The 23829-nt window shown below is 70.4% G+C and carries 24 protein-coding genes; 19 read left to right on the forward strand and 5 right to left on the reverse strand.

The features are described 5' to 3' along the window. Positions 1–9 precede the first annotated feature (9 nt). Together ACYVJJ_RS11905 and ACYVJJ_RS11910 are read right to left on the reverse strand one after the other, a co-directional pair. A complete protein-coding gene (locus ACYVJJ_RS11905; RefSeq protein WP_460833841.1) occupies positions 10–807 on the reverse strand; it encodes an FKBP-type peptidyl-prolyl cis-trans isomerase in 798 nt (265 codons plus the stop codon). A gap of 35 nt (positions 808–842) precedes the next feature. After that, complete coding sequence (locus tag ACYVJJ_RS11910; protein WP_460833843.1) at positions 843–1817, reverse strand: FKBP-type peptidyl-prolyl cis-trans isomerase N-terminal domain-containing protein; 975 nt, start codon at positions 1815–1817, stop codon at positions 843–845. Between the two features lie 191 nt (positions 1818–2008). Here ACYVJJ_RS11910 and ACYVJJ_RS11915 point away from each other — a divergent pair, with 191 nt between their 5' ends. Genes ACYVJJ_RS11915 through ACYVJJ_RS11935 form a run of 5 tightly spaced genes read left to right on the forward strand, consistent with a single transcriptional unit; the run spans position 2009 to position 5312 of the window. Beyond that, positions 2009–2260 (forward strand): hypothetical protein, encoded by a 252-nt coding sequence (locus ACYVJJ_RS11915; protein ID WP_460833844.1) that lies wholly within the window; start codon positions 2009–2011, stop codon positions 2258–2260. A gap of 5 nt (positions 2261–2265) precedes the next feature. Continuing rightward, positions 2266–2640: a GntR family transcriptional regulator gene (locus ACYVJJ_RS11920; protein ID WP_460833846.1), complete on the forward strand. Its 375-nt coding sequence runs from the start codon at positions 2266–2268 to the stop codon at positions 2638–2640. Further along, positions 2637–3524: an ABC transporter ATP-binding protein gene (locus tag ACYVJJ_RS11925; RefSeq protein WP_460833847.1), complete on the forward strand. Its 888-nt coding sequence runs from the start codon at positions 2637–2639 to the stop codon at positions 3522–3524. Before ACYVJJ_RS11920 ends, ACYVJJ_RS11925 begins: the two co-directional genes overlap by 4 nt. Then, a complete protein-coding gene (locus tag ACYVJJ_RS11930; protein ID WP_460833849.1) occupies positions 3521–4525 on the forward strand; it encodes an ABC transporter permease in 1005 nt (334 codons plus the stop codon). The genes ACYVJJ_RS11925 and ACYVJJ_RS11930 overlap by 4 nt, the downstream gene beginning before the upstream one ends. A gap of 31 nt (positions 4526–4556) precedes the next feature. Next, the gene (locus ACYVJJ_RS11935) at positions 4557–5312 is read left to right on the forward strand and encodes a hypothetical protein (RefSeq protein ID WP_460833851.1); all 756 of its coding nucleotides are present in this window, start codon (positions 4557–4559) and stop codon (positions 5310–5312) included. 3 nt (positions 5313–5315) lie between these two features. Here ACYVJJ_RS11935 and ACYVJJ_RS11940 read toward each other — a convergent pair whose 3' ends face one another. After that, positions 5316–6725: a class II fumarate hydratase gene (locus ACYVJJ_RS11940; protein WP_460833853.1), complete on the reverse strand. Its 1410-nt coding sequence runs from the start codon at positions 6723–6725 to the stop codon at positions 5316–5318. Positions 6726–6832: 107 nt separating this feature from the next. Here ACYVJJ_RS11940 and purB point away from each other — a divergent pair, with 107 nt between their 5' ends. From purB to ACYVJJ_RS11990, 10 genes are all read left to right on the forward strand, one after another. After that, positions 6833–8209 (forward strand): adenylosuccinate lyase, encoded by a 1377-nt coding sequence (purB, locus tag ACYVJJ_RS11945; protein WP_460833854.1) that lies wholly within the window; start codon positions 6833–6835, stop codon positions 8207–8209. Next, the gene (bla, locus tag ACYVJJ_RS11950; RefSeq protein WP_460833856.1) at positions 8209–9162 is read left to right on the forward strand and encodes a subclass B3 metallo-beta-lactamase; all 954 of its coding nucleotides are present in this window, start codon (positions 8209–8211) and stop codon (positions 9160–9162) included. Before purB ends, bla begins: the two co-directional genes overlap by 1 nt. Before the next feature lie 35 nt (positions 9163–9197). Next, positions 9198–10331, forward strand: a complete 1134-nt coding sequence (locus tag ACYVJJ_RS11955; protein WP_460834672.1) for a ribosomal protein uL16 3-hydroxylase — start codon at positions 9198–9200, stop codon at positions 10329–10331. Continuing rightward, positions 10328–11230 carry a GNAT family N-acetyltransferase gene (locus tag ACYVJJ_RS11960; protein WP_460833857.1) on the forward strand — a complete coding sequence of 301 codons (903 nt, stop codon included), beginning with the start codon at positions 10328–10330 and terminating at the stop codon, positions 11228–11230. The genes ACYVJJ_RS11955 and ACYVJJ_RS11960 overlap by 4 nt, the downstream gene beginning before the upstream one ends. Before the next feature lie 154 nt (positions 11231–11384). Further along, positions 11385–14216 carry a 2-oxoglutarate dehydrogenase E1 component gene (locus ACYVJJ_RS11965; RefSeq protein ID WP_460833858.1) on the forward strand — a complete coding sequence of 944 codons (2832 nt, stop codon included), beginning with the start codon at positions 11385–11387 and terminating at the stop codon, positions 14214–14216. 89 nt (positions 14217–14305) lie between these two features. Then, complete coding sequence (sucB, locus tag ACYVJJ_RS11970) at positions 14306–15541, forward strand: dihydrolipoyllysine-residue succinyltransferase (RefSeq protein ID WP_460833860.1); 1236 nt, start codon at positions 14306–14308, stop codon at positions 15539–15541. 61 nt (positions 15542–15602) lie between these two features. Next, the gene (lpdA, locus tag ACYVJJ_RS11975; RefSeq protein WP_460833861.1) at positions 15603–17033 is read left to right on the forward strand and encodes a dihydrolipoyl dehydrogenase; all 1431 of its coding nucleotides are present in this window, start codon (positions 15603–15605) and stop codon (positions 17031–17033) included. Between the two features lie 71 nt (positions 17034–17104). Further along, on the forward strand, positions 17105–17701 hold the full coding sequence (locus ACYVJJ_RS11980) for an LOG family protein (RefSeq protein WP_460833863.1): 597 nt from the start codon (positions 17105–17107) through the stop codon (positions 17699–17701). A gap of 28 nt (positions 17702–17729) precedes the next feature. Beyond that, positions 17730–18719, forward strand: a complete 990-nt coding sequence (locus ACYVJJ_RS11985) for an oxidoreductase (RefSeq protein WP_460833865.1) — start codon at positions 17730–17732, stop codon at positions 18717–18719. A gap of 58 nt (positions 18720–18777) precedes the next feature. After that, entirely contained in the window at positions 18778–19143 is a 366-nt protein-coding gene (locus ACYVJJ_RS11990) for a response regulator (RefSeq protein ID WP_460833866.1), read from the forward strand. A 287-nt stretch (positions 19144–19430) separates the two neighbouring features. On the opposite strand, the gene ACYVJJ_RS11995 is transcribed toward ACYVJJ_RS11990, so the two are convergent. Beyond that, positions 19431–20330, reverse strand: coding sequence for a DnaJ C-terminal domain-containing protein (locus ACYVJJ_RS11995; RefSeq protein ID WP_460833868.1), 900 nt, complete (start codon positions 20328–20330; stop codon positions 19431–19433). A gap of 116 nt (positions 20331–20446) precedes the next feature. Beyond that, a complete protein-coding gene (locus ACYVJJ_RS12000) occupies positions 20447–20944 on the reverse strand; it encodes an Hsp20/alpha crystallin family protein (RefSeq protein ID WP_460833869.1) in 498 nt (165 codons plus the stop codon). A 141-nt stretch (positions 20945–21085) separates the two neighbouring features. Between ACYVJJ_RS12000 and ACYVJJ_RS12005 the strand changes: the two genes are divergently transcribed. The 4 genes from ACYVJJ_RS12005 (at position 21086) to ACYVJJ_RS12020 (ending at position 23818) form a co-directional block, all read left to right on the forward strand. After that, positions 21086–21565 carry a redoxin family protein gene (locus ACYVJJ_RS12005; protein ID WP_460833871.1) on the forward strand — a complete coding sequence of 160 codons (480 nt, stop codon included), beginning with the start codon at positions 21086–21088 and terminating at the stop codon, positions 21563–21565. A gap of 162 nt (positions 21566–21727) precedes the next feature. Next, complete coding sequence (locus ACYVJJ_RS12010) at positions 21728–22162, forward strand: RrF2 family transcriptional regulator (protein WP_460833872.1); 435 nt, start codon at positions 21728–21730, stop codon at positions 22160–22162. After that, positions 22159–22350, forward strand: coding sequence for a DUF2292 domain-containing protein (locus ACYVJJ_RS12015; RefSeq protein ID WP_460833874.1), 192 nt, complete (start codon positions 22159–22161; stop codon positions 22348–22350). Before ACYVJJ_RS12010 ends, ACYVJJ_RS12015 begins: the two co-directional genes overlap by 4 nt. Positions 22351–22402: 52 nt before the next feature. After that, positions 22403–23818: an OprO/OprP family phosphate-selective porin gene (locus ACYVJJ_RS12020; protein WP_460833875.1), complete on the forward strand. Its 1416-nt coding sequence runs from the start codon at positions 22403–22405 to the stop codon at positions 23816–23818. Positions 23819–23829: the final 11 nt, after the last annotated feature.

The raw sequence follows: 23829 nt of genomic DNA on the forward strand, positions 1-23829 counted from the left end.
CGGTCCGGATCAGCCGCCCGGGGTGGGCTGCGGCGCGCCGCCGGCGTCGCCGATGCCGAGCAGTTCCACTTCGAAGACGAGCGTCGAGTTCGGGCCGATCGGGCCGCCGCCGGGCGTGCCGGCCTCGCCGTAGGCCAGTGCCGCGGGCACCCAGAAGCGGTACTTGCTGCCGACGCTCATCAGCTGCACGCCCTCGCGCCAACCCGGCACGACCTGCTGCAGCGGGATCGTGGCCGGCTGGCCGCGGTCGATCGAGCTGTCGAACTTGGTGCCGTCGAGCAGCGTGCCGACGTAGTGCACGCGCACCAGGTCGGATTCCTTCGGCTTCGGGCCGGTGCCTTCCTTCAGCACCTGGTACTGAAGGCCGGTCGCCGTGGTCTTGACGCCCGGCTTCTTGCCGTTCTCGGCGAGGAAGACCCGGCCGGCCTCGGCGTTCTTCTTCGCGGCCTCCATCTGCTCGGACATGCGCTTCATCTGGATCTTCTGCGCGAAGGCGTCGCGCACCTGCTGCGCCTGCTTCTCGTCCATCAACGGCTTCTCGCCCTTGAGCGACGTGCGCAGCGCCTTCTCGAGCGTCGGGATGTCGATCTCGTCCTTCACCGGCTGCAGCGTCTGCGCGATGTCGAGGCCGATCATGTAGCTCACGCGCTCCTTCTCGTCCTTGAGGCCTGCGATCGCGTTCGGGTCGTTCTTCGCGTCGGCGGACTTCGCCGCGGAATTCTCGGCCGTGCGGTTGCAGCCGGCGGTGCCGGCGAGGGCCACGGCGAACGTGGCGAGCGCGAGCAGGCGCATCGGGTGAGCGGTCATCGGGTTTCCTTAGGTCTAAGCGGCGGGGCCGCGGTTCACTGCGTGATGGAGAGCAGCTCGACGTCGAAGACGAGCGTGGCGTTCGGTCCGACCTGCGCACCGGCACCGCGCTCACCGTAACCGAGTTCGGCCGGAATCCAGAAACGGTACTTCGCGCCCACCGGCATCAGCTGCACGCCTTCGGCCCAGCCCTGGATCACCTGCTTGAGCATGAAGTCGACGGGCTGGCCGTTCTTGTAGGAACTGTCGAACACCGTGCCGTCGAGCAGGCGGCCCTCGTAGTTCACGCGCACCCGGTCGGTCGCGCGCGGCCGGGCGCCGGAGCCCTGGCGCAGCACCATGTACTGCAGGCCGGACGCCGTGGTGAACACGCCCTTCTGCGTCTTGTTCTGCGCGAGGAACTTCGCGCCCGCTTCCTTGTTCGACGTCGCCTGCGCGGCGGCGCGCGCCTGCAGCTTGGTGCTGACCTCGCGCGCGAACTGCTCGCGCAGCGCGGTGCGCTCGGCATCCGTCATCAGCAGCGTGCCCTTCGAGAACACGGTCGACACCGCCTGGATCAGCACCGGCAGCTCGAGCTCGTCCTTGATGGCCTCGAGCGAACGACCGACGTCCGCGCCCACCAGCGCGGCGACATGCGCCTTCGACACGGGCGGCGGCGTGGTGCCCGCCGGTGCCTGCCCGCGGCGCACGGCGATGCGCTTCATGAGTGCTTCGTGCGTGGCCTTCGCCTGCTCGGGCGTGATCAGCGGCGAGCCGCCGGCGAAGGCATTGCGGATCGCGCGCTCGAACTCGGCGACGTCGAGGTCCTCGGCGACGGGCGCGATCGACTGCGCGACGTCGGTGCCCACCATGTAGCTCACCTTCTGGCGCTGCGTGGTCAGCGCGGTGAGCGGCGCGGCGCGCGCGGCCTTCGTGGCGGCCGGTGCGGCGGGTGCCTTCTGCGAAGCGGCCGGCGGCGCGAACACGAGGGCGGCGCCGAGCACGACGGCGGCGCGGACGGTGGAATGCATGGGGAACTCCTGGGCGGCGCCGGTCCGCGGCGCGGGGCCCGTATTGTCACGACGGGCCCCGGCTGCGGCAATCACGGCGCGCGGCGGCAGTTCAGGGACCTATGCCATCAGTTGGGGGACCGACCGTTGACGGCCAGTAAATTGGTGTTATAGTTGCCTACAACACCGGTCAACCAACGAGGAGGTTTGCCATGTTCCGCAAGCTCCGCAACAGCCTGACAGCGCTCGCCCTGGCCGCTTCCGCCCTCACGGTCGGCGCGTTCGTCATGGCGGCCGTTCCGTTCAGCGCGCCGGCCGTGGCCCATGCCGCGGTCGCCGTCGAGTCCACCGCCACCCCGGCGCGCCCGCCGGTCGTCGTCATCGCCAAGCGCAAGGTCGCCCATGCCGTCCGCATGCGCCACTCCGCCGCGATGCCCTATTTCTCCTTCGTCCCGCGGGGCTGATCGCTATGGCCGCCATCCAATGGAGCGACGGCGCTCCCATCTACCGCCAGCTGAAGGACCGCGTCATCGCCATGATGCTCGACGGTCTGCTCAAGCCCGGCGATCCCCTGCCTTCGGTCAGGCAGGTCGCCGCCGAGTACCAGCTCAACCCCATCACCGTCTCGCGGGCCTACCAGGAGCTCGCGGATGAAGCACTGGTCGAAAAACGCCGAGGACTGGGCATGTACGTCACCGAAGAAGCCGCCAGGAAGCTCCTGACCAATGAACGCGAGCGCTTCCTCAAGGAGGAGTGGCCGCTCGTCATGGAACGCATCGCGCGCCTCGGCCTGCAGCTCGACGAGCTGATGGCCGCCGCCGGCCGCCGGGAGGGCATGCAATGAACGCCGAAGTGAACGTGTCCACCCCGGCCACCGTGGTCCGCGCCCGCGGCCTGCGCAAGGCCTACAAGAACAAGGTCGCGCTCGACGGCACGGCCATCGAGATCCCGGCCGGCCGCATCGTCGGGCTGATCGGCCCGAACGGCGCCGGCAAGACGACCGCCCTAAAGGCGATGCTCGGCCTGATCCCGTTCGAAGGCGAGATGTCGGTCCTCGGCCGTGATCCGCGCACCCAGCGCGACGAGCTGATGCAGGACGTCTGCTTCATCGCCGACGTGGCCGTGCTGCCGCGCTGGATCAAGGTCAAGGAAGCCATCGAGTTCGTCGCCGGCGTGCATCCGCGGTTCGACATGGCCCGCTGCGAGCGCTTCCTCGCCGGCACGCAGCTCAAGCCGAACATGCGCGTCCGCGAGATGAGCAAGGGCATGATCGTGCAGCTGCACCTGGCGCTGGTCATGGCGATCGACGCCAAGCTGCTGGTGCTCGACGAGCCCACGCTCGGCCTTGACATCCTCTACCGCAAGCAGTTCTACCAGCGCCTGCTGGAGGACTACTTCGACGAGGAGAAGACGATCATCGTCACGACGCACCAGGTCGAGGAGATCGAGCACATCCTCACGGACGTGATCTTCATCCGTGACGGCAAGGTGGTGCTGGACGCGCAGATGGACACGCTCGGCGAGCGCTATGCCGAGGTGCTCGTCGACCAGCACCAGCTCGACGCGGCCCGCGCGCTCAAGCCGGTCGACGAGCGCGCCCTGCCCTTCGGCAAGACCGTGATGCTCTTCGACGGCGCCGACCCGGATCGCCTCGCGCAGCTCGGCGAGACCCGCACGCCCGGCCTGGCCGACCTGTTCGTGGCCACCATGAAGGGGACCTACGCATGAACACGATGACCGATACCCTGCCGCAGCGCCGCCCCGTCGCCCCGCCGCACGCCACGCACAAGTTCAAGCTGCTGCTCAAGCGCGAGTTCTGGGAGCACCGCGGCGGCTTCTTCTGGGCCCCGCTGATCGCGGGCGCCATCACCCTGCTCTTTACGATCCTCGGGGCCATCGGCGGCAGCATCGCCAAGGCGCGGCACGCCAACCAGATCGAGATCGGCAATGCCGATCCGGACGAGGTCGCCCGCGTGCTCGGCGGCGCCGGCGACGTCGCCCTGATGGGCGGCATCGGCATCAGCCTGATGGTGCTGGGCTTCGTGGTGTTCTTCTACGCACTCGGCAGTCTCTACGACGACCGCAAGGACCGCAGCGTGCTGTTCTGGAAGTCGCTGCCGGTGTCCGACGCCAGCACCGTCGGCGCGAAGGTCACCTGGGCGCTCGCCCTCGCCCCGTTGCTCGCGATGGCGATCGGCATCCTCGTGGGCCTGCTGCTCTGGATCGTCGCGGCGCTCACCACCAGCATCAACGGGCTTCCGGGTGCCGGCGGGATCTTCACCTACTCGCATCCGGCGCGCGTGATCTCCAACGCCATCGGGCTGGTCCCGCTGTACGCCCTCTGGTCGCTCCCCGCCGTGGGCTGGCTGATGCTCTGCTCCGCCGCATCGCGCTCCAAGCCGTTCCTTTGGGCCGTGATGATCCCCGTGCTGGGCTGCGCGCTGATCAGCTTCGCGAACGTGGTGACGAACATGGGTCTCGACGTCGGCCCGCTCTGGTACACCGTCGCCTACCGCGGCCTGCTGAGCGTCTTCCCCGGCACCTGGATGCCGCGGCTCGGTGGCGATCCGGGCGACCACATCAACGGCCCGGAAGACATCGGCATGGCGCTCAATGCCGCCGACCACTGGGCGCTCGCCGGCACGGCCGACCTGTGGATCGGTGTGGTGGCCGGGGTGCTGATGATCCTCGCCGCCGTCCGCCTGCGCCGCTGGAGGGACGAGGGCTGAGGCCCTCGCTCCCCCGAACCGGAGACATGCCATGAACCGCTACCGCAACGCACTGCTGGCCCTCGCCGTCGCCGCTGCCCTCACCGGCTGCAACCCCGGTCGCGAGGAGGCCCGCACCGCCCAGGAGTCGGGCACTGCGATCGAGCGCAATGTCGAAACGAACATGCAGGCCGCCATGGACGAGGCGCGCACGAAGATGGCCCAGGGCAACATCGGCCTGGACGGCCGGGGCGATGCGCCCAAGGCCGAGATCACGCCCAAGGGCGACCTGCTCATCGACGGAAAGGCCGTGGCGATCACCGACGAGCAGCGCATGATGCTGCTCGACTACCGCGCCCAGGTCGCGGGGGTCGCCTCGGCCGGCATGGATGTCGGCGTGCAGGGCGCGCGCCTTGCCGCGCGTGCCGTCGGCGAGGCCGTGCGGGGCGTCTTCAGCGGGAGGGCCGACGAGGTCGATAAGCGCGTCGAAGCCCAGGCCGAGCCGATCCGCGTCGCCGCACTCAAGCTCTGTGATCGCCTGCCGGCCATGTTCGAGGCGCAGCAGAAGCTCGCCGTCGCCCTTCCCGCCTTCGCGCCCTACGCGACGATGGAGAAGGAGGACTTCGACGACTGCCGCAAGGATGCGATGGACGGCAAGGCGCCGACCCCGCCGGCCGCGCCGACCGCTCCCGGCGCGCCACCCGCCCCTGCGGCCGCGGCACAGGGCGCGAAGCAACTCACCGCGAAGGACGTGCTCGGCAAGCCGGAACTTCCGAAGCTTCCCGAGCTCCCGGATCCGACCGGCTGACGCCTAGCCGCCTCCGCCCAGCCCTTCCCGGATCCCGCCCTGCGTCAGCTGGGCGGGATCCAGCAGTTTCTGCAGCTCGGCACGGGGAAGGCCCGTAGCCTCCGCCGCCACGTCCAGGACCGGCCGCTGCTCCCTGTAGGCCTGCTTCGCGATCGCCGCCGCGTTCTCGTAGCCGATCACCGGGTTCAGCGCGGTCACGAGGATCGGATTGCGGTCCAGCACGCCGCGGATGCGGTCGTCGCGCACCTTGAGCCCGTCGATCGCGCGGTCCGCCAGCAGACGCGAGGCATTGGACATCAGTACGATGCCGTCGAGCAGGTCGAGCGCGATCAGCGGCAGCATCACGTTGAGCTGGAAGTTGCCGCTCTGCCCGGCGACCGTGATCGCCGTGTGGTGCCCCATCACCTGCGCGCAGGCCATCGCGACGGCCTCGGGCACGACCGGATTCACCTTGCCCGGCATGATCGAGCTGCCCGGCTGCAGCGCCGGCAGCTCGATCTCGCCCAGGCCCGCCAGCGGCCCCGAATTCATCCAGCGCAGGTCGTTGGCGATCTTCATCAGCGCCACCGCGAGCGCATTGAGCTGGCCCGAGAGCTCCACGGCGTCGTCCTGCGAGGCGATGCCCTCGAACTTGTCCTCCGCGGCCTCGAACTTCACGCCCGCCCGCCGCGACAGCACCCGCGCGACCTGCAGCGCGAAGCGCGGATGCGCATTGATGCCGGTACCGATCGCCGTGCCCCCGATGGGCAGCCGACGCAGGCGCCCGAGCGCATCCTCGATGCGCAGCCGCGCCGACTCGACCTGCGACGCCCAGGCGCCGAACTCCTGCCCGAAGGTGAGCGGCATCGCGTCCATCAGGTGCGTCCGCCCGGTCTTGGTGACCTTCGCGAAGGCGCGCGCACGCCGCCGGATCGTGTCGCGCAGGTGCTTGAGGGCCGGCAGGAGGTCCCGTGCGCAGGCGACCGTCGCGGCGACGCGGATCGCCGTCGGGATCACGTCGTTCGAACTCTGGCCGAGGTTCACGTCGTCGTTGGGATGCACGCGCGCGCCGGCGCGGCTGGCGAGCGCGGCGATGACCTCGTTGGCATTCATGTTGCTCGACGTGCCCGAGCCGGTCTGGAAAACGTCGACGGGAAAATGCGCGTCGTGCGCGCCGTCGGCGACCGCCTGCGCGGCCTCCGCGATCGCGGCCGCGACGTCCTCCGGCAGCAGGCGGAGCTTCGCATTGACGTCCGCGGCGCTTGCCTTGATCAGCCCCAGCGCCTCGATGAAGGCACGCGGCATGCGCTGGCCCGACATCGGGAAATTCTCGACGGCGCGCTGCGTCTGCGCGCCCCAGAGGGCATCCGCGGGCACCTGCAGCTCGCCCATGCTGTCGCGCTCGATCCGGTACTGATCGCCTGACCTGGCCATGCTCGCCTCCGTGGGGTTCCGCGCGAGCCTACGCCGTGCGGCGTATACGCGCCGGCCGGGCCGGCCCCGCCCGTTAGAATTGCGGCCCCACCGACGCGCCGACGCCCATGTCCAGCCCCGCCGACACCCCGCTCCTCGCCCTCTCCCCGCTCGACGGCCGCTACGCGGGCAAGGTCGACACGCTGCGGCCGGTGTTTTCCGAGTACGGGCTGATCCGTGCGCGCGTGCACGTGGAGATCGAATGGCTGATCGCGCTGGGTGCCGAGGCCGGCATCCCCGAGTTGCCGGCGTTCTCCGAGGCGCAACAGGCGCGGCTGCGCGCCTTCGCCTCGGGCCTCTCGGTGGCGGACGCCGCTCGCGTCAAGGAGATCGAGCGCACCACCAACCACGACGTCAAGGCGGTCGAGTACCTCATCAAGGAACGCCTGCAGGGCGATGCCGAGCTCGCGCCCACGCTCGAGTTCGTGCACTTCGCCTGCACGTCGGAGGACATCAACAACCTCAGCTATGCGCTCATGCTTCGCGAGGCACGCGAGGGCGTCATGCTCCCGCGCCTTCGCGAGCTCGTCGCCAAGCTGCGCGACATGGCCCATGCCCATGCGGGGCTGCCGATGCTCTCGCGCACGCACGGGCAGACGGCGTCACCGACCACCGTCGGCAAGGAGCTGGCGAACGTCGTCGCACGCCTGGAGCGCCAGCGCGAGGTGCTCGAGGCGCTGCCGATGCCGGGCAAGATCAACGGCGCGGTCGGCAACTTCAACGCGCACGTCGCGGCTTACCCCGAGGTGGACTGGCCGGCCTTCTCGCAGCGCTTCGTGGAGTCGCTGGGCCTCCAGTGGCAGCCCTACACCACGCAGATCGAGCCGCACGACGGCATCGCCGAGATCTCCGATGCGATGAAGCGCGTCGGCTCCATCTGCATCGACCTGTGCCGCGACGTCTGGGGCTACATCTCGCTCGGCTATTTCAGGCAGGCGGTGAAGGCCGGCGAAGTGGGCAGCTCGACGATGCCGCACAAGGTCAACCCGATCGACTTCGAAAACGCCGAGGGCAACTTCGGCATCGCGAACGCGCTGTTCGAACATTTCGCGGCGAAGCTGCCGATCAGCCGCTGGCAGCGCGACCTCACCGATTCCACCGTGCTGCGCGCACTCGGCACCGCCTTCGGCCATGCGCTGATCGGCATCGATGCGCTCATGCGCGGGCTCGGCAAGCTCAGCGCGAATCCCGAGCGCCTCGCGGCCGACTTGGACACGGCGTGGGAAGTGCTCGCCGAGGCCGTGCAGACGGTGATGCGCCGCTACGGCCTGCCGCAGCCCTACGAGCAGCTCAAGGCGCTCACGCGAGGGCATGGCATCGACGAAGCGTCGATGCGTGGCTTCATCGAGGGCCTCGACCTGCCCGCGGATGCGAAGGCACGCCTGCTCGCGATGACGCCGTCGAGCTACACCGGCCTCGCGGCGCGTTTCGCGCAGGACGTCTGATGAAGCACGCGATGCCGATGGTTGCGGCGGCAGTGTCCTCGATGCTGCTGGCGGCCTGCGCCGCGTCGCGGCCGGAGCCCGCGACGGCACCGGTCGCGGCGACGCGGCAGGTCGTGCGCATGCCGATGCCGCCTTCGGCGCCGCCGAGCCCGTGCGCGGCGGACGCCGGCTGGGACGATCCCGCGTCGCCCCGGCGCGTGCACGGCGACACGTGGTACGTCGGCACGTGCGGGATCACCGCGTTGCTCGTCGCGTCGCCTGCCGGACACGTCCTGATCGACAGCGGCACGGAGAACGGCGCGACGCAGGTGCTCGCGAACCTGCGCATGCTGGGGGTCGACATCCGCGACGTGCGCTACATCCTCACCTCGCACGTGCACCACGACCATGTCGGCGGGGTGGCGACCCTACAGCGCGAATCGGGCGCGACGGTGGTCGCGATGGTCGATGCCGCGACGGTGCTGCGCACCGGCCGCAGCCTGCCCGGCGATCCCCAGCACGGCAGCCTGTCCCCGTTCGCGCCGGTCTCGGCCGTGCGGACGATCGCCGACCGCGAAGCCCTGCGCGTCGGCGCGCTCACGTTCACCGCACAGGCCACCCCCGGCCATGCGCCGGGCGGTACGAGCTGGACCTGGCGCTCCTGCGACGCCGCCGGCTGCGTCGACATCGCCTATGCGGACAGCCTCACGGCCGTGAGCGCCCCGGGCTATCGCTTCAGCGATGCCCGTGCGAACCCCACGGTGGTCCCGGCCTTCCACGCCACGTTCGAGCGCGTGGCGGCCCTGCCCTGCGACGTCCTGCTGACGCCGCATCCGCAGGCCAGCGCGCTATGGTCGCGGCTCGGGCCGGGCGCGACGCAGCCGCTCGTGGCACGCGGCGCCTGCCGGGACTACGTCGCCGCCGCGCGACGTCGCCTCGATGCCCGCCTCGCCGAGGAGACCGCGACCCCGTGATCGAGATCGATGCCCGCCGCGCCCTTCCGCTCGGCATGCCCGCCGGGCGCTTCCTCCGCGAGTTCTGGCAGAAGCGGCCGCTGCTCATCCGCGGCGCGTTCCCGGGATTCGTCAGCCCGATCGAGCCCGAGGACCTCGCCGGCCTCGCCTGCGAGGAAATGGCGCTGTCGCGGATCATCAGCCACGACCGCGCGACCGACCGCTACACGCTGCGCACGGGGCCGTTCGAGGAAGACGAGTTTCCCGGCATGCCCCACCACGATTGGACGCTGCTGGTGCAGGACGTCGACAAGTGGGACGCCGACGTCGCGGCGGTGCTCGCGAGGTTCGATTTCCTGCCGCGCTGGCGCATCGACGACATCATGGTTTCCTTCGCCGCGCCGGGCGGCTCGGTCGGCGCGCATGTCGACCAGTACGACGTCTTCCTGCTGCAGGCGCAGGGCCGGCGTCGCTGGCAGATCGACGCCTCGCCCAGTCCGCCGCTCGAGTTCCGCGGCGACGCCGAGATCAAGCTGCTGCGCGAGTTCACCCCCACGCATGACTGGGTGCTCGAGCCCGGCGACATGCTCTACCTGCCCCCCGGCGTGCCGCACCACGGCGTCGCGGAAGACGCCTGCCTGACCTTCTCGGTCGGCATGCGCGCGCCCTCGGCCGCGGAGCTGCTCGGCGACTTCGTCGACACGCTCGCTGCCGATGCGGACGAGGCGCTGCGCTATCGCGATCCCGACCTCGCGCCACCCGCCGACCCCTCGGAGATCGACGCCGCGGCGATGGGGCGCGTGGTCGAGGCGCTCAACCTGCTGCGAATGAACGATCCCGATCGCCTCGGCGACTGGTTCGGACGTTTCATCACGACGTACCGCAGCAGCGGGATCGTCGCGGCGCCGTGCGGCGCACCGTCGACCGGCCCGCTCGACCAGGCGCTCCGCCACGGCGCGGTGCTCGTGCGCAATCCCTTCAGCCGCATGGCCTGGCGCCGCGCGACCAAGGGTGCGCATCTCTACGTCGCAGGCCAGGTGCTCGCGATGCCCGCCGCCGACGCGCGCCGCATCGCGAACGCGCCGACGTTGGACGCCGGGGCGTTCCTGCGACTCGGCGCCGCCGGACGCGCCGCGGTCACCGAGCTCGTCGCCGGCGGCCACTACCAGCTCGCCGAGGACGAGGCATGAGCCCGCGCGGCCTCCGCGTCGCGGTCGTCGACTACGGCTCGGCGCTGCCCGCGCTGCGCGCCGTGCGGGATCCCGTATTCGTGCAGGAGCAGCGGGTCCCGATCGAGATCGAACTCGACGACCTGGATCCGGCCTGCGTGCATGTGCTCGCCACGGCGGACGACGGCCGGCCGGTCGGCACCGGGCGCATGTCGCCCGCCGGCAAGATCGGCCGAATGGCCGTGTTGCGCGACTGGCGGGGCGCCGGCGTCGGCCGGGCCCTGCTGCGCGCGCTCGTCGACGCGGCGCGCGAGCGCGGGCTGCGCGAGGTGCTGCTGAACGCCCAGGTCGACGCCGAGGGCTTCTACGCCGTGGAGGGCTTCCTGCCCCATGGCGAGCGCTTCGAGGAAGCGGGCATCCAGCACCAGGCGATGCGCCGCATGCTCGACCAGCCGGCGACCGTCGAGACCGCCCGGCAGGCCGCCGCGGCCACGATCGCCGTGCTCGCGCAGGCCCGCCGCGCCGCGGTGGCTTACAGCCGCGAGATGGATCCCGGCCTCTTCGACCGCGCCGAGGTGCTCGCGGCGTTCCGTCGGCTCGCCACCCGCGGCGGCACCCTGCGCCTGCTGCTTCAGGACGTCGCGACCCCGCAGCGTGCGCATGCCCCGCTGATCGGGCTCGCGCAGCGCCTGCCGAGCGCCTTCGAGCTGCGGGTGATCGAGGAGCCGGTCGACCTCACCTATCCCTCGGCCTTCCTCGCGAACGACATCGGCAGCTGGTACTTCCGGCCGCTCGGGCACCGACTCGACGGCGAGGCGCAGATCGACGGCGCGGCGCGTGCGCGCCAGCTGCGCGCCACGTTCGACGAGGCCTGGGCCCGCGCGCGGCCCGCCACGGAGCTGCGCGCGCTCGGCATCTGACGCTCGCCGAACGGCCGCGATGCGGCCGCCCGCCCCCGGCTCCCGCTATAATTCCGCGTCTTTGGCGCCCGATCCCCGTTCCGGCCGCTCCATGCATGTCCTCGCCGGCCGCCGGGCGCTCCTCGCCTCACCCTCGAGAACCCCGACCGTCAACGTGGACAGCCTTCTCAAGCAGTTTGCCCAGTCCTCCCAGCTCGGCGCCAACGCCGCCTTCGTGGAGGATCTGTACGAGCAGTACCTGGTCTCGCCGGAGAGCGTGGACCCGAAATGGAAGGCCTACTTCGACGGCGTCCGTGGCGGCTCGACGGCCGAGGTGCCGCACTCGGCGGTGATCGACGCCATCGGCGTCGCCGCACGCGACGCGGCGCGCGGCTCGGTCTCGACGGCCGGCACCGAGGCCGGTGACGAGCGCCAGCGCGCCGTCGGCAAGCTGATCATCGCCTACCGCTCGCGCGGCCACCTCGCGGCCGAGCTCGATCCGCTGGGCCTCGAGACGAAGCCCGAGGCGCCCGACCTGGAGCTCGGCTTCCACGGCCTTAACGAGCGCGACCTCGACGTCGAGTTCAGCACCGGCGGCCTCGGCGGCCGTGACCGCATGAAGCTGCGCGACATCGTCGCGCTGCTGAAGTCGACCTACACCGGCACCGTCGGCGCCGAGTTCATGCACATCGCCGAGGCCGACCAGCGCCGCTGGCTCTACGAGCGCATGGAAAAGGCCGGCGGCCGTTACGCGCGCAGCGCCGAGGACCGCGTGCGCGTGCTCGAGCGCCTCACCGCGGCCGACGGCCTGGAGCGCTACCTGGGCACGAAGTACGTCGGCCAGAAGCGCTTCTCGCTGGAAGGCGGCGACGCACTGATCCCGTTGCTCGACGACATGGTCCGCCGCGCCGGCACGCAGGGCGCCAAGGAGATCGTGATGGGCATGGCCCATCGCGGCCGCCTCAACGTGCTGGTCAACACGCTCGGCAAGCCGCCGCGTCATCTGTTCGACGAGTTCGAGGGGCGTTTCGAGCACATGCACACCGACCTCGCCCACCAGGGCGACGTCAAGTACCACATGGGCTTTTCCGCCGACGTCGCCACGCCTGGCGGCCCGGTGCACCTCGCGCTCGCCTTCAATCCGTCGCATCTCGAGATCGTCGATCCGGTCGTCGCCGGCAGCGTGCGCTCGCGGCAGACGCGCCGCGGCGACGAGACCCGTCGCCAGGTGATCCCGGTGCTGATGCACGGCGACGCCGCCTTCGCCGGCCAGGGCGTGGTGATGGAGCTGTTCCAGATGTCGCAGGCCCGCGGCTTCGCGGTCGGCGGCACGATCCACATCGTGATCAACAACCAGGTCGGCTTCACGACCAGCGAGCGGCAGGACGCGCGCTCCACGCTCTACTGCACCGACGTCTCGAAGATGGTCGGCGCCCCGGTGCTGCACGTGAACGGCGACGACCCGGACGCGGTGCTCTTCTGCGGGGAGCTCGCGCTCGACTTCCGCAACACGTTCGGCAAGGACGTGGTCATCGACCTCGTCTGCTACCGCCGCCACGGCCACAACGAGGCGGACGAGCCGGCGGCCACGCAGCCGCTGATGTACCAGGTGATCCGCAAGCACCCGACGCCGCGCGAGCTCTACGGCCGCCGCCTCGTCGAGCAGGGCGTGCTGCCCGCCGAGCAGGTGCAGGCGATCGCCGACGGCTACCGCGCGCGCCTCGACGCGGGCGAGGTCGCCGCCGAGCTGACCGACGTCACGCCGGACGAGTTCACCGTCGACTGGTCGCGCTACCTGTCGGGCAAGCTGTCCGACCCGGTCGACACCACGTTCGACGCCGTGCGCCTCGCCGAGCTCGCGCAGGCGATCAACACCATCCCCGAGCGCATCAAGCTGCATGCGCGCGTCGCGAAGATCTACGACGACCGCCGCAGGATGACCGCGGGCGAGCTCGCGGGCGACTGGGGCTTCGCCGAGAACCTCGCCTACGCCACGCTGCTCGACCAGGGCTACAAGCTCCGCCTCGTCGGCCAGGACTGCGGCCGCGGCACGTTCTTCCACCGCCACGCGATCCTGCACGAGCAGTCGACCGACGAGTACTACCTGCCGCTGCGCGGGCTGGTGAAGAACCCGAACGACGTCGCGATCATCGACTCGCTGCTCAGCGAGGAAGCCGTCATGGCGTTCGAGTACGGCTACTCCACCGCCGACCCGATGACGCTCGACATCTGGGAAGGCCAGTTCGGCGACTTCGCGAACGGCGCGCAGGTGGTGATCGACCAGTTCCTGTCCTCGGGCGAGGCGAAGTGGGGCCGCCTGTGCGGGCTCGCGCTGTTCCTGCCGCACGGCTACGAAGGCCAGGGCCCCGAGCACAGCTCCGCGCGCCTGGAGCGTTACCTGCAGCTCTGCGCGCTCGACAACATGATCGTCTGCACCCCGACGACCCCGGCGCAGGCGTATCACATGATCCGCCGGCAGATGCTCATGACCACGCGCAAGCCGCTGGTGGTCATGACGCCGAAGTCGCTGCTGCGTCACAAGATGGCGGTGTCGTCGCTTGACGAGCTGGCCCGCGGCACGTTCCAGACGCTGATCCCGGATACGTACGCGGACCCGAAGAAGGCCAAGCGCGTGGTGCTCTGCGGCGGCAAGGTCTACTACGACCTGCTTGAGGACATGCAGAAGCGCGGCGCGAACGACGTGGCGCTGATCCGCATCGAGCAGCTCTATCCGTTCCCGCGTGTCGAGCTGAAGGCCGAGCTCGCGAAGTACGCCACGAAGGACGTGGTCTGGTGCCAGGAAGAGCCCATGAATCAGGGGGCGTGGTACCAGATCCGCCATCACCTCGTCGCCTGCCTGGGCGCGAAGCAGTCGCTGCACTACGCCGGGCGCTCGCGCTCGCCGTCGCCCGCGGCCGGCCACTTCGCCGACCACGTGCGCGAGCAGAACCAGCTGATCGCCGACGCGCTGGTGAACCCGCTCAACGGCGAGCACTGCGACGAATGAGCCGCCGCGGGCCCCGCCCCGCGATGGCGCGACACGATTCGAAGGCCGGGTGACCGGCCCGATCCAACTTCCCTGAGGACGATTTCCCGATGAGCACCGAAATCAAGGTTCCCGTGCTGCCCGAGTCGGTTTCCGACGCCACCATCGCCACCTGGCACAAGAAGCCCGGCGACGCGGTCAAGCGCGACGAGAACCTCGTCGACCTCGAGACCGACAAGGTCGTGCTCGAAGTGCCCTCGCCCGTCGACGGCGTGCTCAAGGAGATCCGCTTCGAGACCGGCGCGACGGTCAACAGCGAGCAGGTGATCGCGATCGTCGAGGCCGGCGCTACGGGCGCGGCCCCGGCGTCGGCCAACCAGACCATTCCGACCACGACGATGGAAGCGCAGCCGGCGTCCAGCGCCGCCGCCGTCGATCCGAAGGCGATCGCCGCGGCGCCCGCGCCGGCTGCGCAGGCTGCTCCGTCGGCCGCGAATGCGCAGCTTCCTCCGGGCGCGCGCTTCGCGGCCGAGACGTCGGGCGTCAACGCCACGGACGTGGCCGGCACCGGCCGCCGCGGCGCGGTGACGAAGGAAGACATCGTCAATTACGCCAAGTCCGGCGGCGTCGGCGGCGCCCAGGGCGCGCGTCCGGAAGAGCGCGTGCCGATGACGCGCATGCGCGCGCGCATCGCCGAGCGACTGATGCAGTCGAAGAACTCCATCGCGATGCTGACCTCGTTCAACGAGGTCAACCTCGGCAAGGTCATGGCGATGCGCAAGGAACTCGGGGAGTCCTTCGAGAAGGCCAATGGCATCAAGCTCGGCTTCATGAGCTTCTTCGCCAAGGCGGCGGCCAACGCGCTGCAGCGCCATCCGATCATCAATGCGTCGGTCGACGGCAACGACGTGATCTACCACGGCTATGCCGACATCTCGATCGCCGTGTCGACCGACAAGGGCCTCGTGACGCCGGTGCTGCGCAACGTCGAGCGCATGTCGTTCGCGGACATCGAGTCGGGCATCGCCGGCTACGCCAAGAAGGCGCGCGACGGCAAGCTCGGTCTGGAAGACCTGCAGGGCGGCACGTTCACGATCACCAACGGTGGCACCTTCGGCTCGCTGATGTCGACGCCGATCGTCAACCCGCCGCAGTCCGCGATCCTCGGCATGCACGCCATCAAGGAGCGCGCGATCGTCGAGAACGGCCAGGTGGTCGCGGCGCCGATGATGTACATCGCGCTGAGCTACGACCACCGCATCATCGACGGCAAGGACGCGGTGCTGTTCCTCGTCGACATCAAGAACCAGCTCGAGAACCCGCACCGCATGCTGCTGGGCATGTAATGCCCGCCTGGACCCTCGTCCAGAGGGTCCGTCGCATCACGAACAAGGGAAATTTTCTGAGATGAGCGAACAGCAGCAATTCGACGTCGTCGTGATCGGCGCAGGCCCCGCGGGCTACCACGCCGCCATACGCGCCGCGCAGCTCGGCCTGAAGACCGCCTGCATCGACGCGGCGCTAGGCAAGGACGGCAAGCCGGCCCTCGGCGGCACCTGCCTGCGGGTGGGCTGCATCCCGTCCAAGGCGATGCTCGACTCGTCGCGACAGTTCTGGAACATGCACCACATCTTCGGCGACCACGGCATCGCGTTCGACAACGCGAAGATCGACGTCGGCACGATGGTCGGCCGCAAGGACAAGATCGTCAAACAGTTCACCGGCGGCATCGCACAGCTGTTCAAGGCGAACAAGGTGAGCGCGTTCTACGGCTTCGGCCAGCTGCAGCCGGGCAATGTGGTGACGGTGAAGCAGCACGACGGCACCACCGTGGAGCTCAAGGGCACGAACGTCATCATCGCAGCCGGCTCGGATTCGATCGAGCTGCCGTTCGCGAAGTTCGGCGAGCACGTCGTCGACAACGTCGGCGCGCTGGACTTCACGGAGGTACCGAAGCGTCTGGGCGTGATCGGCGCGGGCGTGATCGGCCTGGAGCTCGGCAGCGTGTGGAACCGCCTCGGCGCGGAGGTCACGATCCTCGAGGGCATGCCGACGTTCCTGTCGGCGGCCGATGGCGAGGCCAGCAAGGTCGCGGCGCGCGAGTTCAAGAAGCAGGGCCTCGACATCCGCCTCGGCTGCAAGGTGTCGAACACCGACGTTCAACCTGACGGCGTGCATGTCGCCTACACCGACGCCTCCGGCGCGGCGCAGGAACTGGTGGTCGACAAGCTGCTCGTCGCCGTGGGTCGCCGTGCCGCGACGCGGGGCCTGCTCGCCGAGGGCACCGGCGTGCAGCTCAACGAGCGCGGGCAGATCCAGGTCGACGAGCACTGCCACACCGGCGTCGACGGCGTGTGGGCGGTCGGCGACTGCGTGCGCGGCCCGATGCTCGCGCACAAGGGCTTCGAGGAAGGCATCGCCGTGGCCGAGCTGATCGCGGGCCTGCCGGGCCACGTGAACTTCGACACGATCCCGTGGGTGATCTACACCGAGCCGGAGATCGCCTGGGTCGGCAAGACCGAGGAGCAGCTCAAGGCCGAGGGCGTCCCCTACAAGGCCGGCAGCTTCCCGTTCGCCGCCGTGGGTCGCGCGGTCGCGATGAGCGAGCCGGCCGGCTTCGTGAAGGTGCTGGCGCATGCGGAGACCGACACGGTGCTCGGCATGCACCTCGTCGGCGCCAACGTCTCCGAACTCGTCCACGAGGGCGTGCTGACGATGGAGTTCAAGGGCTCCGCCGATGATCTCGCGCGCATCTGCCACGCGCATCCGAGCCTCTCGGAAGCCGTGCACGATGCCGCCATGGCCGTGCACAAGCGGGCGATCCACAAGGCGAACTGATCCCCGCCACATCGCCTTCCGCGACGCCAGGCGAAAGTCTGGCGTCGCGCGTTTCAGCCAATGGAAATCCGATGAAGTACGTCTGCGTCTACTGCGGTTCGAACTCCGGCAACAGACCGGTCTACGCCGAGCGTGCGGCCGCGCTGGGGCGCCTGCTCGCCGAGCAGGGCCTCGGGCTCGTCTACGGCGGCGGCAACGTCGGCCTGATGGGCATCGTCGCCGACGCCGTACTCGAGGCCGGCGGCGACGTGATCGGCGTGATCCCCGAGCAGCTCGTCGGCATGGAGGTCGCGCATCGCGGGCTGACGAAGCTCGAGATCGTCGCCGACATGCACACGCGCAAGGCGCGCATGTTCGATCTTGCCGATGCCTTCGTCGCCCTGCCCGGCGGCTTCGGCACGCTCGACGAGATGTTCGAGATGCTCACATGGCGCCAGCTCGGACTCGGCGACAAACCCTGCGCCTTCCTCGACGTCGAAGGCTTCTGGGCGCCGCTGATGGCGATGCTCGACCACATGGTCGGCGAGCGCTTCCTGCATCCCGACCAGCGCGCCGATCTCTGGCACGGCGATGATGCGGGCGCCATGCTCGCATGGATGCGCGACTATGAGCCCGCGCACGCGCAGAAGTGGCTCGAGGACAAGCTGCGCCGCGAAGGCCGCCGCTGACCGCATCCATCGCCTCTCGGATATCGCCATGACCATTCCCGCCTTCAATGCCTTCCGGATCCACAGCGACGCGCAGGGCTATCGCGCCGGCATCGAACCGATCGCGCTCGACGACCTCTCGCCCGGCGAGGTCGTGATCCGCACGGCGTATTCGTCGGTCAACTACAAGGATGCGCTTGCCGGCACCGGTGAAGGCAAGATCCTGCGGCGCTTTCCGCTCGTCGGCGGCATCGACGTCGCCGGCCACGTCGTGCAGAGCCGCGACTCGCGCTATCGCGAGGGCGACGCGGTGCTGGTCACGGGCTGCGGGCTGTCGGAGACACGCGACGGCGGCTACGGCGAATACGCGCGCCTCGAAGCCGATTGGGTGATCCCGCTGCCGGCCGGCCTCGACCTGCGCGAGGCGATGATCCTCGGCACGGCCGGGTTCACCGCCGGGCTCGCGCTGCACCGCATGACCGAGAACCGGCAGGTGCCGTCGATGGGGCCGCTCGTCGTCACCGGCGCGACCGGCGGGGTCGGTTCGCTCGCCGTGGACATCTTCAGTCGCGCGGGCTTCGAGGTGCATGCGGTCAGCGGCAAGCCCGAGGCCGTGGAGTACCTGCGCACGCTCGGTGCGCACGAGGTGCTGGGCCGCGACGCACTCGCGACGGGTCGCCCGATGGAATCCGCACGCTTCGGCGGCGGCCTCGACAACGTCGGCGGCGCGATGCTCGCGAGCCTGCTCGCCCAGACCGCACCCTACGGCAATGTCGCCACCGCGGGGCTGGCCGCGTCGCCCGAGCTCGCGACGACGGTCATGCCTTTCATCATCCGTGGCGTCTCCCTGCTCGGCGTCGCCTCGGCGGGCACCGCCCGTGACGTGCGCGAGGCGGTCTGGCAGCACCTGGCCACCGACTGGAAGCCCGCGCACCTCGACCGGATCGCGACGCGCGAGGTCGGGCTCGACGGGCTGCCCGACGTTTTCGCGACGATGCTCGCAGGTGGCTCCTTTGGCCGCACGCTGGTTCGGCTCTGAGGCTTGCGGGGGGCGCCGGGGCGACCGGTAGAATCTCCGGAACTCCCGAGAACCCGCCATGGCCCGAATCCTGATCGTCGACGACTCGCCCTCCCAGCTGATGGGCATCCGCCGGCTCGTCGAAAAGCTGGGGCACGAGGCGATCACCGCCGAGGACGGCGCGGCGGGCGTGGAAGTCGCCAAGCGCGAGATCCCCGACCTGATCCTCATGGACGTGGTGATGCCGAACCTCAATGGCTTCCAGGCCACGCGCGCGATCTCGCGCGAGCCGACCACCAAGCACATCCCGATCGTGCTGGTGACGACGAAGGACCAGGACACGGACCGCGTCTGGGGCATGCGCCAGGGCGCGAAGGCCTACATCACCAAGCCGTTCAACGATGCCGACCTGGCGGAAGTGATCGGGCAGCTGATGCCCGGCTGACGGCGGCGGGACGCGGGACACACGCGAGGCTTCGCTCGGCCGCTCCTGCGCCGCTCGATCCGGGCGCGCCGCGGGCGAAGGTGCTCGTGACCGGCGCGCTGGGCGCGATCGTCCCGGCCGTCGTCCCCGCGCCGTTCTGGCGCTGGGTCGAAGCCGGCACGGAACTCGAGGGGATTGGCCACTCCGGCCCGGCGACGTGGTGTTTCGCGGTCGTCTGGGCCGTTCTCGCGCTTGCTGAGTGGCGGCGCGGCGACGGAGCGCCAGGCGCGCCCGGGAGCGATGACCGCTCAGCGCCGGGCGCCGTCGAACGCCGCGCGCAGCGCCTCGTAGGCCTCGATCTGCGCCACGCTCTGCGGACGCGGCGCCACCACTTCGAGCTCCACGATCTGGTCGCCCGGCGATGCGCCCGGCAGGCCGCGCCCGCGCAGGCGCAGCTTGCGACCCGCTTCCGAGTTGGGCGGGACCTTGAGTTCCACCGCGCCGCCGAGCGTCGGCACGCTGATCGTCGCGCCGAGTGCGGCCTCCCACGGCGCGATCTGCGCGACGTGGAGGATGTTCCGGCCGTCGACCTCGAAATGCGGATGCGCGGCGTACTCGACCTCCAGCAGCAGGTCCCCGCCGTTGCCGCCCTGCCCGGCAAGCCGGATCACCTGGCCCTCGCGAACGCCCTTGGGCACGCGCACGTCGAGCGTGCGGCCGCCGATGGAGATGCGGACGCTGTTGCCCTCGTAGACCGATTCGAGCGGCACCGCGAGCTTCGCGCGCGTGTCCGCGCGGGGTGCCGTGCGCGGGCCGGACGCGCCCGGGCCTGCCCCGGGGCGCCCCGGCCGGCGGCCCTGGCCGAACAGGCTTTCGAAGAAGTCGCTGAAGCCGCCGCCCGCGCCGCCGCCGGCGAAGATCTCGTCGAAGTCGACACCGCCCATGTCGCCGAACCCCTGCGGGCCGGGCTGCACGTCATCGCCGGGGCGGTAGCCGCGCGCGCGAAGCTGGTCGTAGGCCTTGCGCTTGGCGGGATCGCGCAGCGCCTCGTAGGCCTCGTTGACGGCCTTGAAGCGCTCCTCCGCGTCGGCCTCCTTGCTGACGTCGGGATGGTACTTGCGCGCGAGCCGGCGGTAGGCCGTCTTGATCTCCGCGTCGCCCGCGCTCGGCTCGAGGCCGAGCGTCGCGTAGTAGTCCTTGAACTGCATCCAGCGCTCCGCTGAGGAATTCCGAAAACGATGACGGCCCGCGGGTGACCCCGCAGGCCGTCAGTGTAGTGACACCGCCCGGCAAAGCACCGCGCGTCGCACGGGGCCCGCGGCCGTTACTGCCGGGTCGACTCGATCGCGTCGCGCGACTGGACGCCGTTGCCCACCTGAATGCGCCGCGGCGTGGTTTCGGGGCGCTTGGGGATGCTGATCTCCAGCACGCCGTTGCGGCCGTTCGCGGTGATGCCGTCGGGATCGGCGCTGTCGGGCAGCGCGAAGCGGCGATGGAAGCTGCCGTAGCGGCGCTCGATGCGCGAATAGCGATCGGTCTGCTCGTTGAGCTCGCTCTTGCGCTCGCCGCGGATCGACAGGATGCCCTTGTCCATCAGCACCTCGACCTCGCCCGGCTCGACGCCCGGCAGGTCGGCGAGGATGACGAAGCGGCCCGGCTCCTCGCGGATGTCGACCCGCGGGCTCCACTGGCTGGTGACCACCGACGACTCGTCGGTGTTCGTCTCCCCGAGGCCGAAGAAGCGCTCGAAGAGCTGCTTGAACTCGTCCTGCGCCAGCGACTGGCCAGAACGCTGCTGCTGCGGATAGCGCGTCAGGTTCATGCGGTCCCTCTCTGTCTCTACAAGGGCGGCCGGCGGCCGCGATGCCGGCAAACTAGTGGCGGCCGCACGCGTTTCAAGAGGGCGGCACGCCGCCTGCGGGCGCGCGTACACTGCATTAAGAATCCAGACAGGAGTACACGGATGATCCAGAACGGCGAGCGCCTTCCCGAGGTGGTGGTACAGAAGATCACGGCCGGCGGCATCGACAAGACCGATACGCATGCCCTGTTCGGCACCGGGCGTACGGTGATCTTCGCGGTGCCCGGCGCATTCACGCCGACGTGCTCGGAGAAGCACCTGCCCGGCTTCGTCGCGCAGTTCGACGCCTTCCGCTCGCGCGGCGTGGACGTGGCCTGCATGGCGGTCAACGACCCCTTCGTGATGCAGGCCTGGATGAACAGCCAGGCGGTGCCGGACGGCATGATCATGGTGGCCGACGGCAATGCCGAGCTCACGCGTGCCCTCGGACTCGAGCTCGATGCCTCGGCCTATGGGATGGGCATCCGCTCCAAGCGCTTCGCGCTGCTCGTCGAGGACGGCGTGGTGACCAAGGTGTTCGTCGAGGCGCCGGGCGAATTCCGCGTATCCACCGCCGAGCACATGCTCGAGCAGATCGGCTGAGTCACGGCCCGGGCGGTTCCGCGCCGCCCGGGCGCATTCGCGCGGCGTGAATCCCGCGCGACCGGGTCATAGCCGGAAGTCGTAAGCAGATGGCGCGCGGTGATTGGTGCGCCGCGCGTCGCCCCGCCACATTTCCCACATGGTGACTGGGAAATGCTGACGATGAAGGCGAAGTACGCGCTAAGGGCGCTGAGCGCGCTCGCGGGCCCCGACGACGGCGCGGCGCCGCGCCTGCAGGCCCACCGCCTCGCCGAGCAGAGCGGGCTGCCGCCGAAGTTCCTCGAGACGATCCTGGTCGAGCTCCGCGACGCCGGCTTCGTCGACAGCCGTCGCGGCCCGTCCGGTGGCCATGCGCTCGCCCGTCCAGCTGACGCGATCATGCTCGGCGACGTGATCCGCGTGATCGATGGCCCGCTCGCCCCCGTGCGCTGCGCGAGCGTCACGGCCTACCGCCCCTGCGCCGACTGCGCGGACCCCGCCGCCTGCAGCCTGCGCGCCGTCATGCGCGAGGCGCGCGATGCGCTCGCCGGCGTGCTGGACCGCGTGAGCGTGCGTGCCCTCGTTGACGGCACGGCCGTGGCGGGAGGCGTCGCATGAAACCCGCACCCTTCGTGTCCGACGGCCAAGCGCCGCCGCGCCGCTACGCCGTGCCGCTGACCGACGCCGAGCACGCCGTGCTCGAAGCCCTGCGCGAACTGCGCTACGGGTCCGTCGAGGTCGTCGTGCACAGCGATCGCATCGTCCAGATCACGCGCAGCCAGAAGCTCCGCGTCGACGGACGCTAGACCCACCGCGCCGACCGGACCGCCGGACGCGCGACCACAGCCAGGAGACTCCATGATCCCGCGTCACTCCCTCCTCGCGGTCGCGTTGCTCGTCGCCAGCGGCGCCGTCGACGCACAGACCGCGCCCCCTACCGTCGAGCAGCTCGCCGAGCGCCTGCGCGTGCTCGAGCAGCGCCTGGGCGTCGGGGCCACGCCCGAGCCTGTGACCGACGCGGCCGGGCTCGCCGCCCTCGACCAGCGCCTGCGGGTCATCGAACGCCAGCTCGAATTGCAGGCGGAGGACGCCGCGACGAAGGCCGCCACCGCATCGACGGTGCAGCTCTCGCCGAAGGGGCTGTCCCTGCGCTCGCCCGCGGCCGACGGCATCGAGGTGAAGGTGCGCGCGCTCGTCCAGGCCGACGGACGCACGTGGATCGACGACGATCGCCTGCCGCAGAACGACGGCTTCCTGCTGCGCCGCGTGCAGCCCGCGCTGGAAGGCACCTGGGGCAAGCTCGTCGGCTACCGGATCATGGCCGAGCTCGCCGGCGACAGCGCGAGCATCGCCGATGCCTACGTCGACCTGAAGTTCGATCCGCGCGCCACGTTGCGCGCGGGCAAGTTCAAGGTGCCCTTCGGCATCGAGCGGCTGCAGTCGTCCGGCGCGACGACGTTCGTCGAGCTCGGCCTGCCATCGGAACTCGCGCCCAACCGCGACCTCGGCGTGCAGCTGCAGGGCGAGTTCGGCGGCGGCCGCCTCGCCTATGCCGTCGGCGCGTTCAACGGCGCCGCGGACGGCCGCGACGGCGCGTCGCAGAATGCGGACGACGGCGTCGAGGCGTTCGCGCGAGTGGCCTGGGAGCCGTTCCGTGACGCCGCGAACGCAGCGTCGGGGCTTGGCTTCGCACTCGCGGCGAGCCACGGCGATGCGACCGGCACGGCGACGCTCCCGCGCTACCGCACGCCGGGACAGGTCAATGCCTTCGGCTACCGCGCGACCGTCGTCGCCGACGGCGAGCGCGCTCGGCTGTCGCCGCAGGTGACGTACTACCAGGGCCCGCTCGGCGTACTCGCCGAGGCCGTGGCGTCGCGACAGGCCGTTCGCACGGGCACCGCGGCCGCCGACCTCGAGCATCGCGCCTGGCAGGTCGCGGCGTCGTGGGTGCTCACCGGCGAGGACGCGAGCTATCGCGGCGTCGTGCGTCCCGATCGGGCGTTCGGCGCCGACGGCGGCGGACTCGGTGCGTTCGAGCTCGCCGCGCGCGTCGGCGTGCTCGACATCGACGACGGCGCGTTCCCGGTATTCGCCGATCCCGCCAGCGCGGTACGCCGCACGCGCGCCTGGACGGTCGGCCTCAACTGGTACCTGACGCAGAACTTCAAGCTCGTCGCCAACTACACGCAGGCCGCATTCGAGGGCGGAGCGCCCACCGGTGCCGACCGCGAGGACGAGAAAACCCTCTTCACCCGTGCGCAGTTCGCCTTCTGACGGAGACCCCC

The organism is Lysobacter humi (ex Lee et al. 2017), from assembly GCF_054781815.1.

Bases quoted from the DNA above. Each gene is read 5' to 3' on its own strand.
- ACYVJJ_RS11940 (WP_460833853.1), bottom strand. From the start codon at position 6,725: ATGGCCAGGTCAGGCGATCAGTACCGGATCGAGCGCGACAGCATGGGC.
- ACYVJJ_RS12010 (WP_460833872.1), top strand. From the start codon at position 21,728: ATGAAGGCGAAGTACGCGCTAAGGGCGCTGAGCGCGCTCGCGGGCCCC.
- ACYVJJ_RS11915 (WP_460833844.1), top strand. From the start codon at position 2,009: ATGTTCCGCAAGCTCCGCAACAGCCTGACAGCGCTCGCCCTGGCCGCT.
- ACYVJJ_RS11910 (WP_460833843.1), bottom strand. From the start codon at position 1,817: ATGCATTCCACCGTCCGCGCCGCCGTCGTGCTCGGCGCCGCCCTCGTG.
- ACYVJJ_RS12015 (WP_460833874.1), top strand. From the start codon at position 22,159: ATGAAACCCGCACCCTTCGTGTCCGACGGCCAAGCGCCGCCGCGCCGC.
- ACYVJJ_RS11995 (WP_460833868.1), bottom strand. From the start codon at position 20,330: ATGCAGTTCAAGGACTACTACGCGACGCTCGGCCTCGAGCCGAGCGCG.
- ACYVJJ_RS11935 (WP_460833851.1), top strand. From the start codon at position 4,557: ATGAACCGCTACCGCAACGCACTGCTGGCCCTCGCCGTCGCCGCTGCC.
- ACYVJJ_RS11985 (WP_460833865.1), top strand. From the start codon at position 17,730: ATGACCATTCCCGCCTTCAATGCCTTCCGGATCCACAGCGACGCGCAG.
- ACYVJJ_RS11925 (WP_460833847.1), top strand. From the start codon at position 2,637: ATGAACGCCGAAGTGAACGTGTCCACCCCGGCCACCGTGGTCCGCGCC.
- ACYVJJ_RS12020 (WP_460833875.1), top strand. From the start codon at position 22,403: ATGATCCCGCGTCACTCCCTCCTCGCGGTCGCGTTGCTCGTCGCCAGC.
- ACYVJJ_RS11930 (WP_460833849.1), top strand. From the start codon at position 3,521: ATGAACACGATGACCGATACCCTGCCGCAGCGCCGCCCCGTCGCCCCG.
- ACYVJJ_RS11955 (WP_460834672.1), top strand. From the start codon at position 9,198: ATGCCCGCCGGGCGCTTCCTCCGCGAGTTCTGGCAGAAGCGGCCGCTG.
- purB (WP_460833854.1), top strand. From the start codon at position 6,833: ATGTCCAGCCCCGCCGACACCCCGCTCCTCGCCCTCTCCCCGCTCGAC.
- ACYVJJ_RS11990 (WP_460833866.1), top strand. From the start codon at position 18,778: ATGGCCCGAATCCTGATCGTCGACGACTCGCCCTCCCAGCTGATGGGC.
- sucB (WP_460833860.1), top strand. From the start codon at position 14,306: ATGAGCACCGAAATCAAGGTTCCCGTGCTGCCCGAGTCGGTTTCCGAC.
- ACYVJJ_RS11960 (WP_460833857.1), top strand. From the start codon at position 10,328: ATGAGCCCGCGCGGCCTCCGCGTCGCGGTCGTCGACTACGGCTCGGCG.
- bla (WP_460833856.1), top strand. From the start codon at position 8,209: ATGAAGCACGCGATGCCGATGGTTGCGGCGGCAGTGTCCTCGATGCTG.
- ACYVJJ_RS11980 (WP_460833863.1), top strand. From the start codon at position 17,105: ATGAAGTACGTCTGCGTCTACTGCGGTTCGAACTCCGGCAACAGACCG.
- ACYVJJ_RS11920 (WP_460833846.1), top strand. From the start codon at position 2,266: ATGGCCGCCATCCAATGGAGCGACGGCGCTCCCATCTACCGCCAGCTG.
- ACYVJJ_RS12005 (WP_460833871.1), top strand. From the start codon at position 21,086: ATGATCCAGAACGGCGAGCGCCTTCCCGAGGTGGTGGTACAGAAGATC.
- lpdA (WP_460833861.1), top strand. From the start codon at position 15,603: ATGAGCGAACAGCAGCAATTCGACGTCGTCGTGATCGGCGCAGGCCCC.
- ACYVJJ_RS12000 (WP_460833869.1), bottom strand. From the start codon at position 20,944: ATGAACCTGACGCGCTATCCGCAGCAGCAGCGTTCTGGCCAGTCGCTG.
- ACYVJJ_RS11905 (WP_460833841.1), bottom strand. From the start codon at position 807: ATGACCGCTCACCCGATGCGCCTGCTCGCGCTCGCCACGTTCGCCGTG.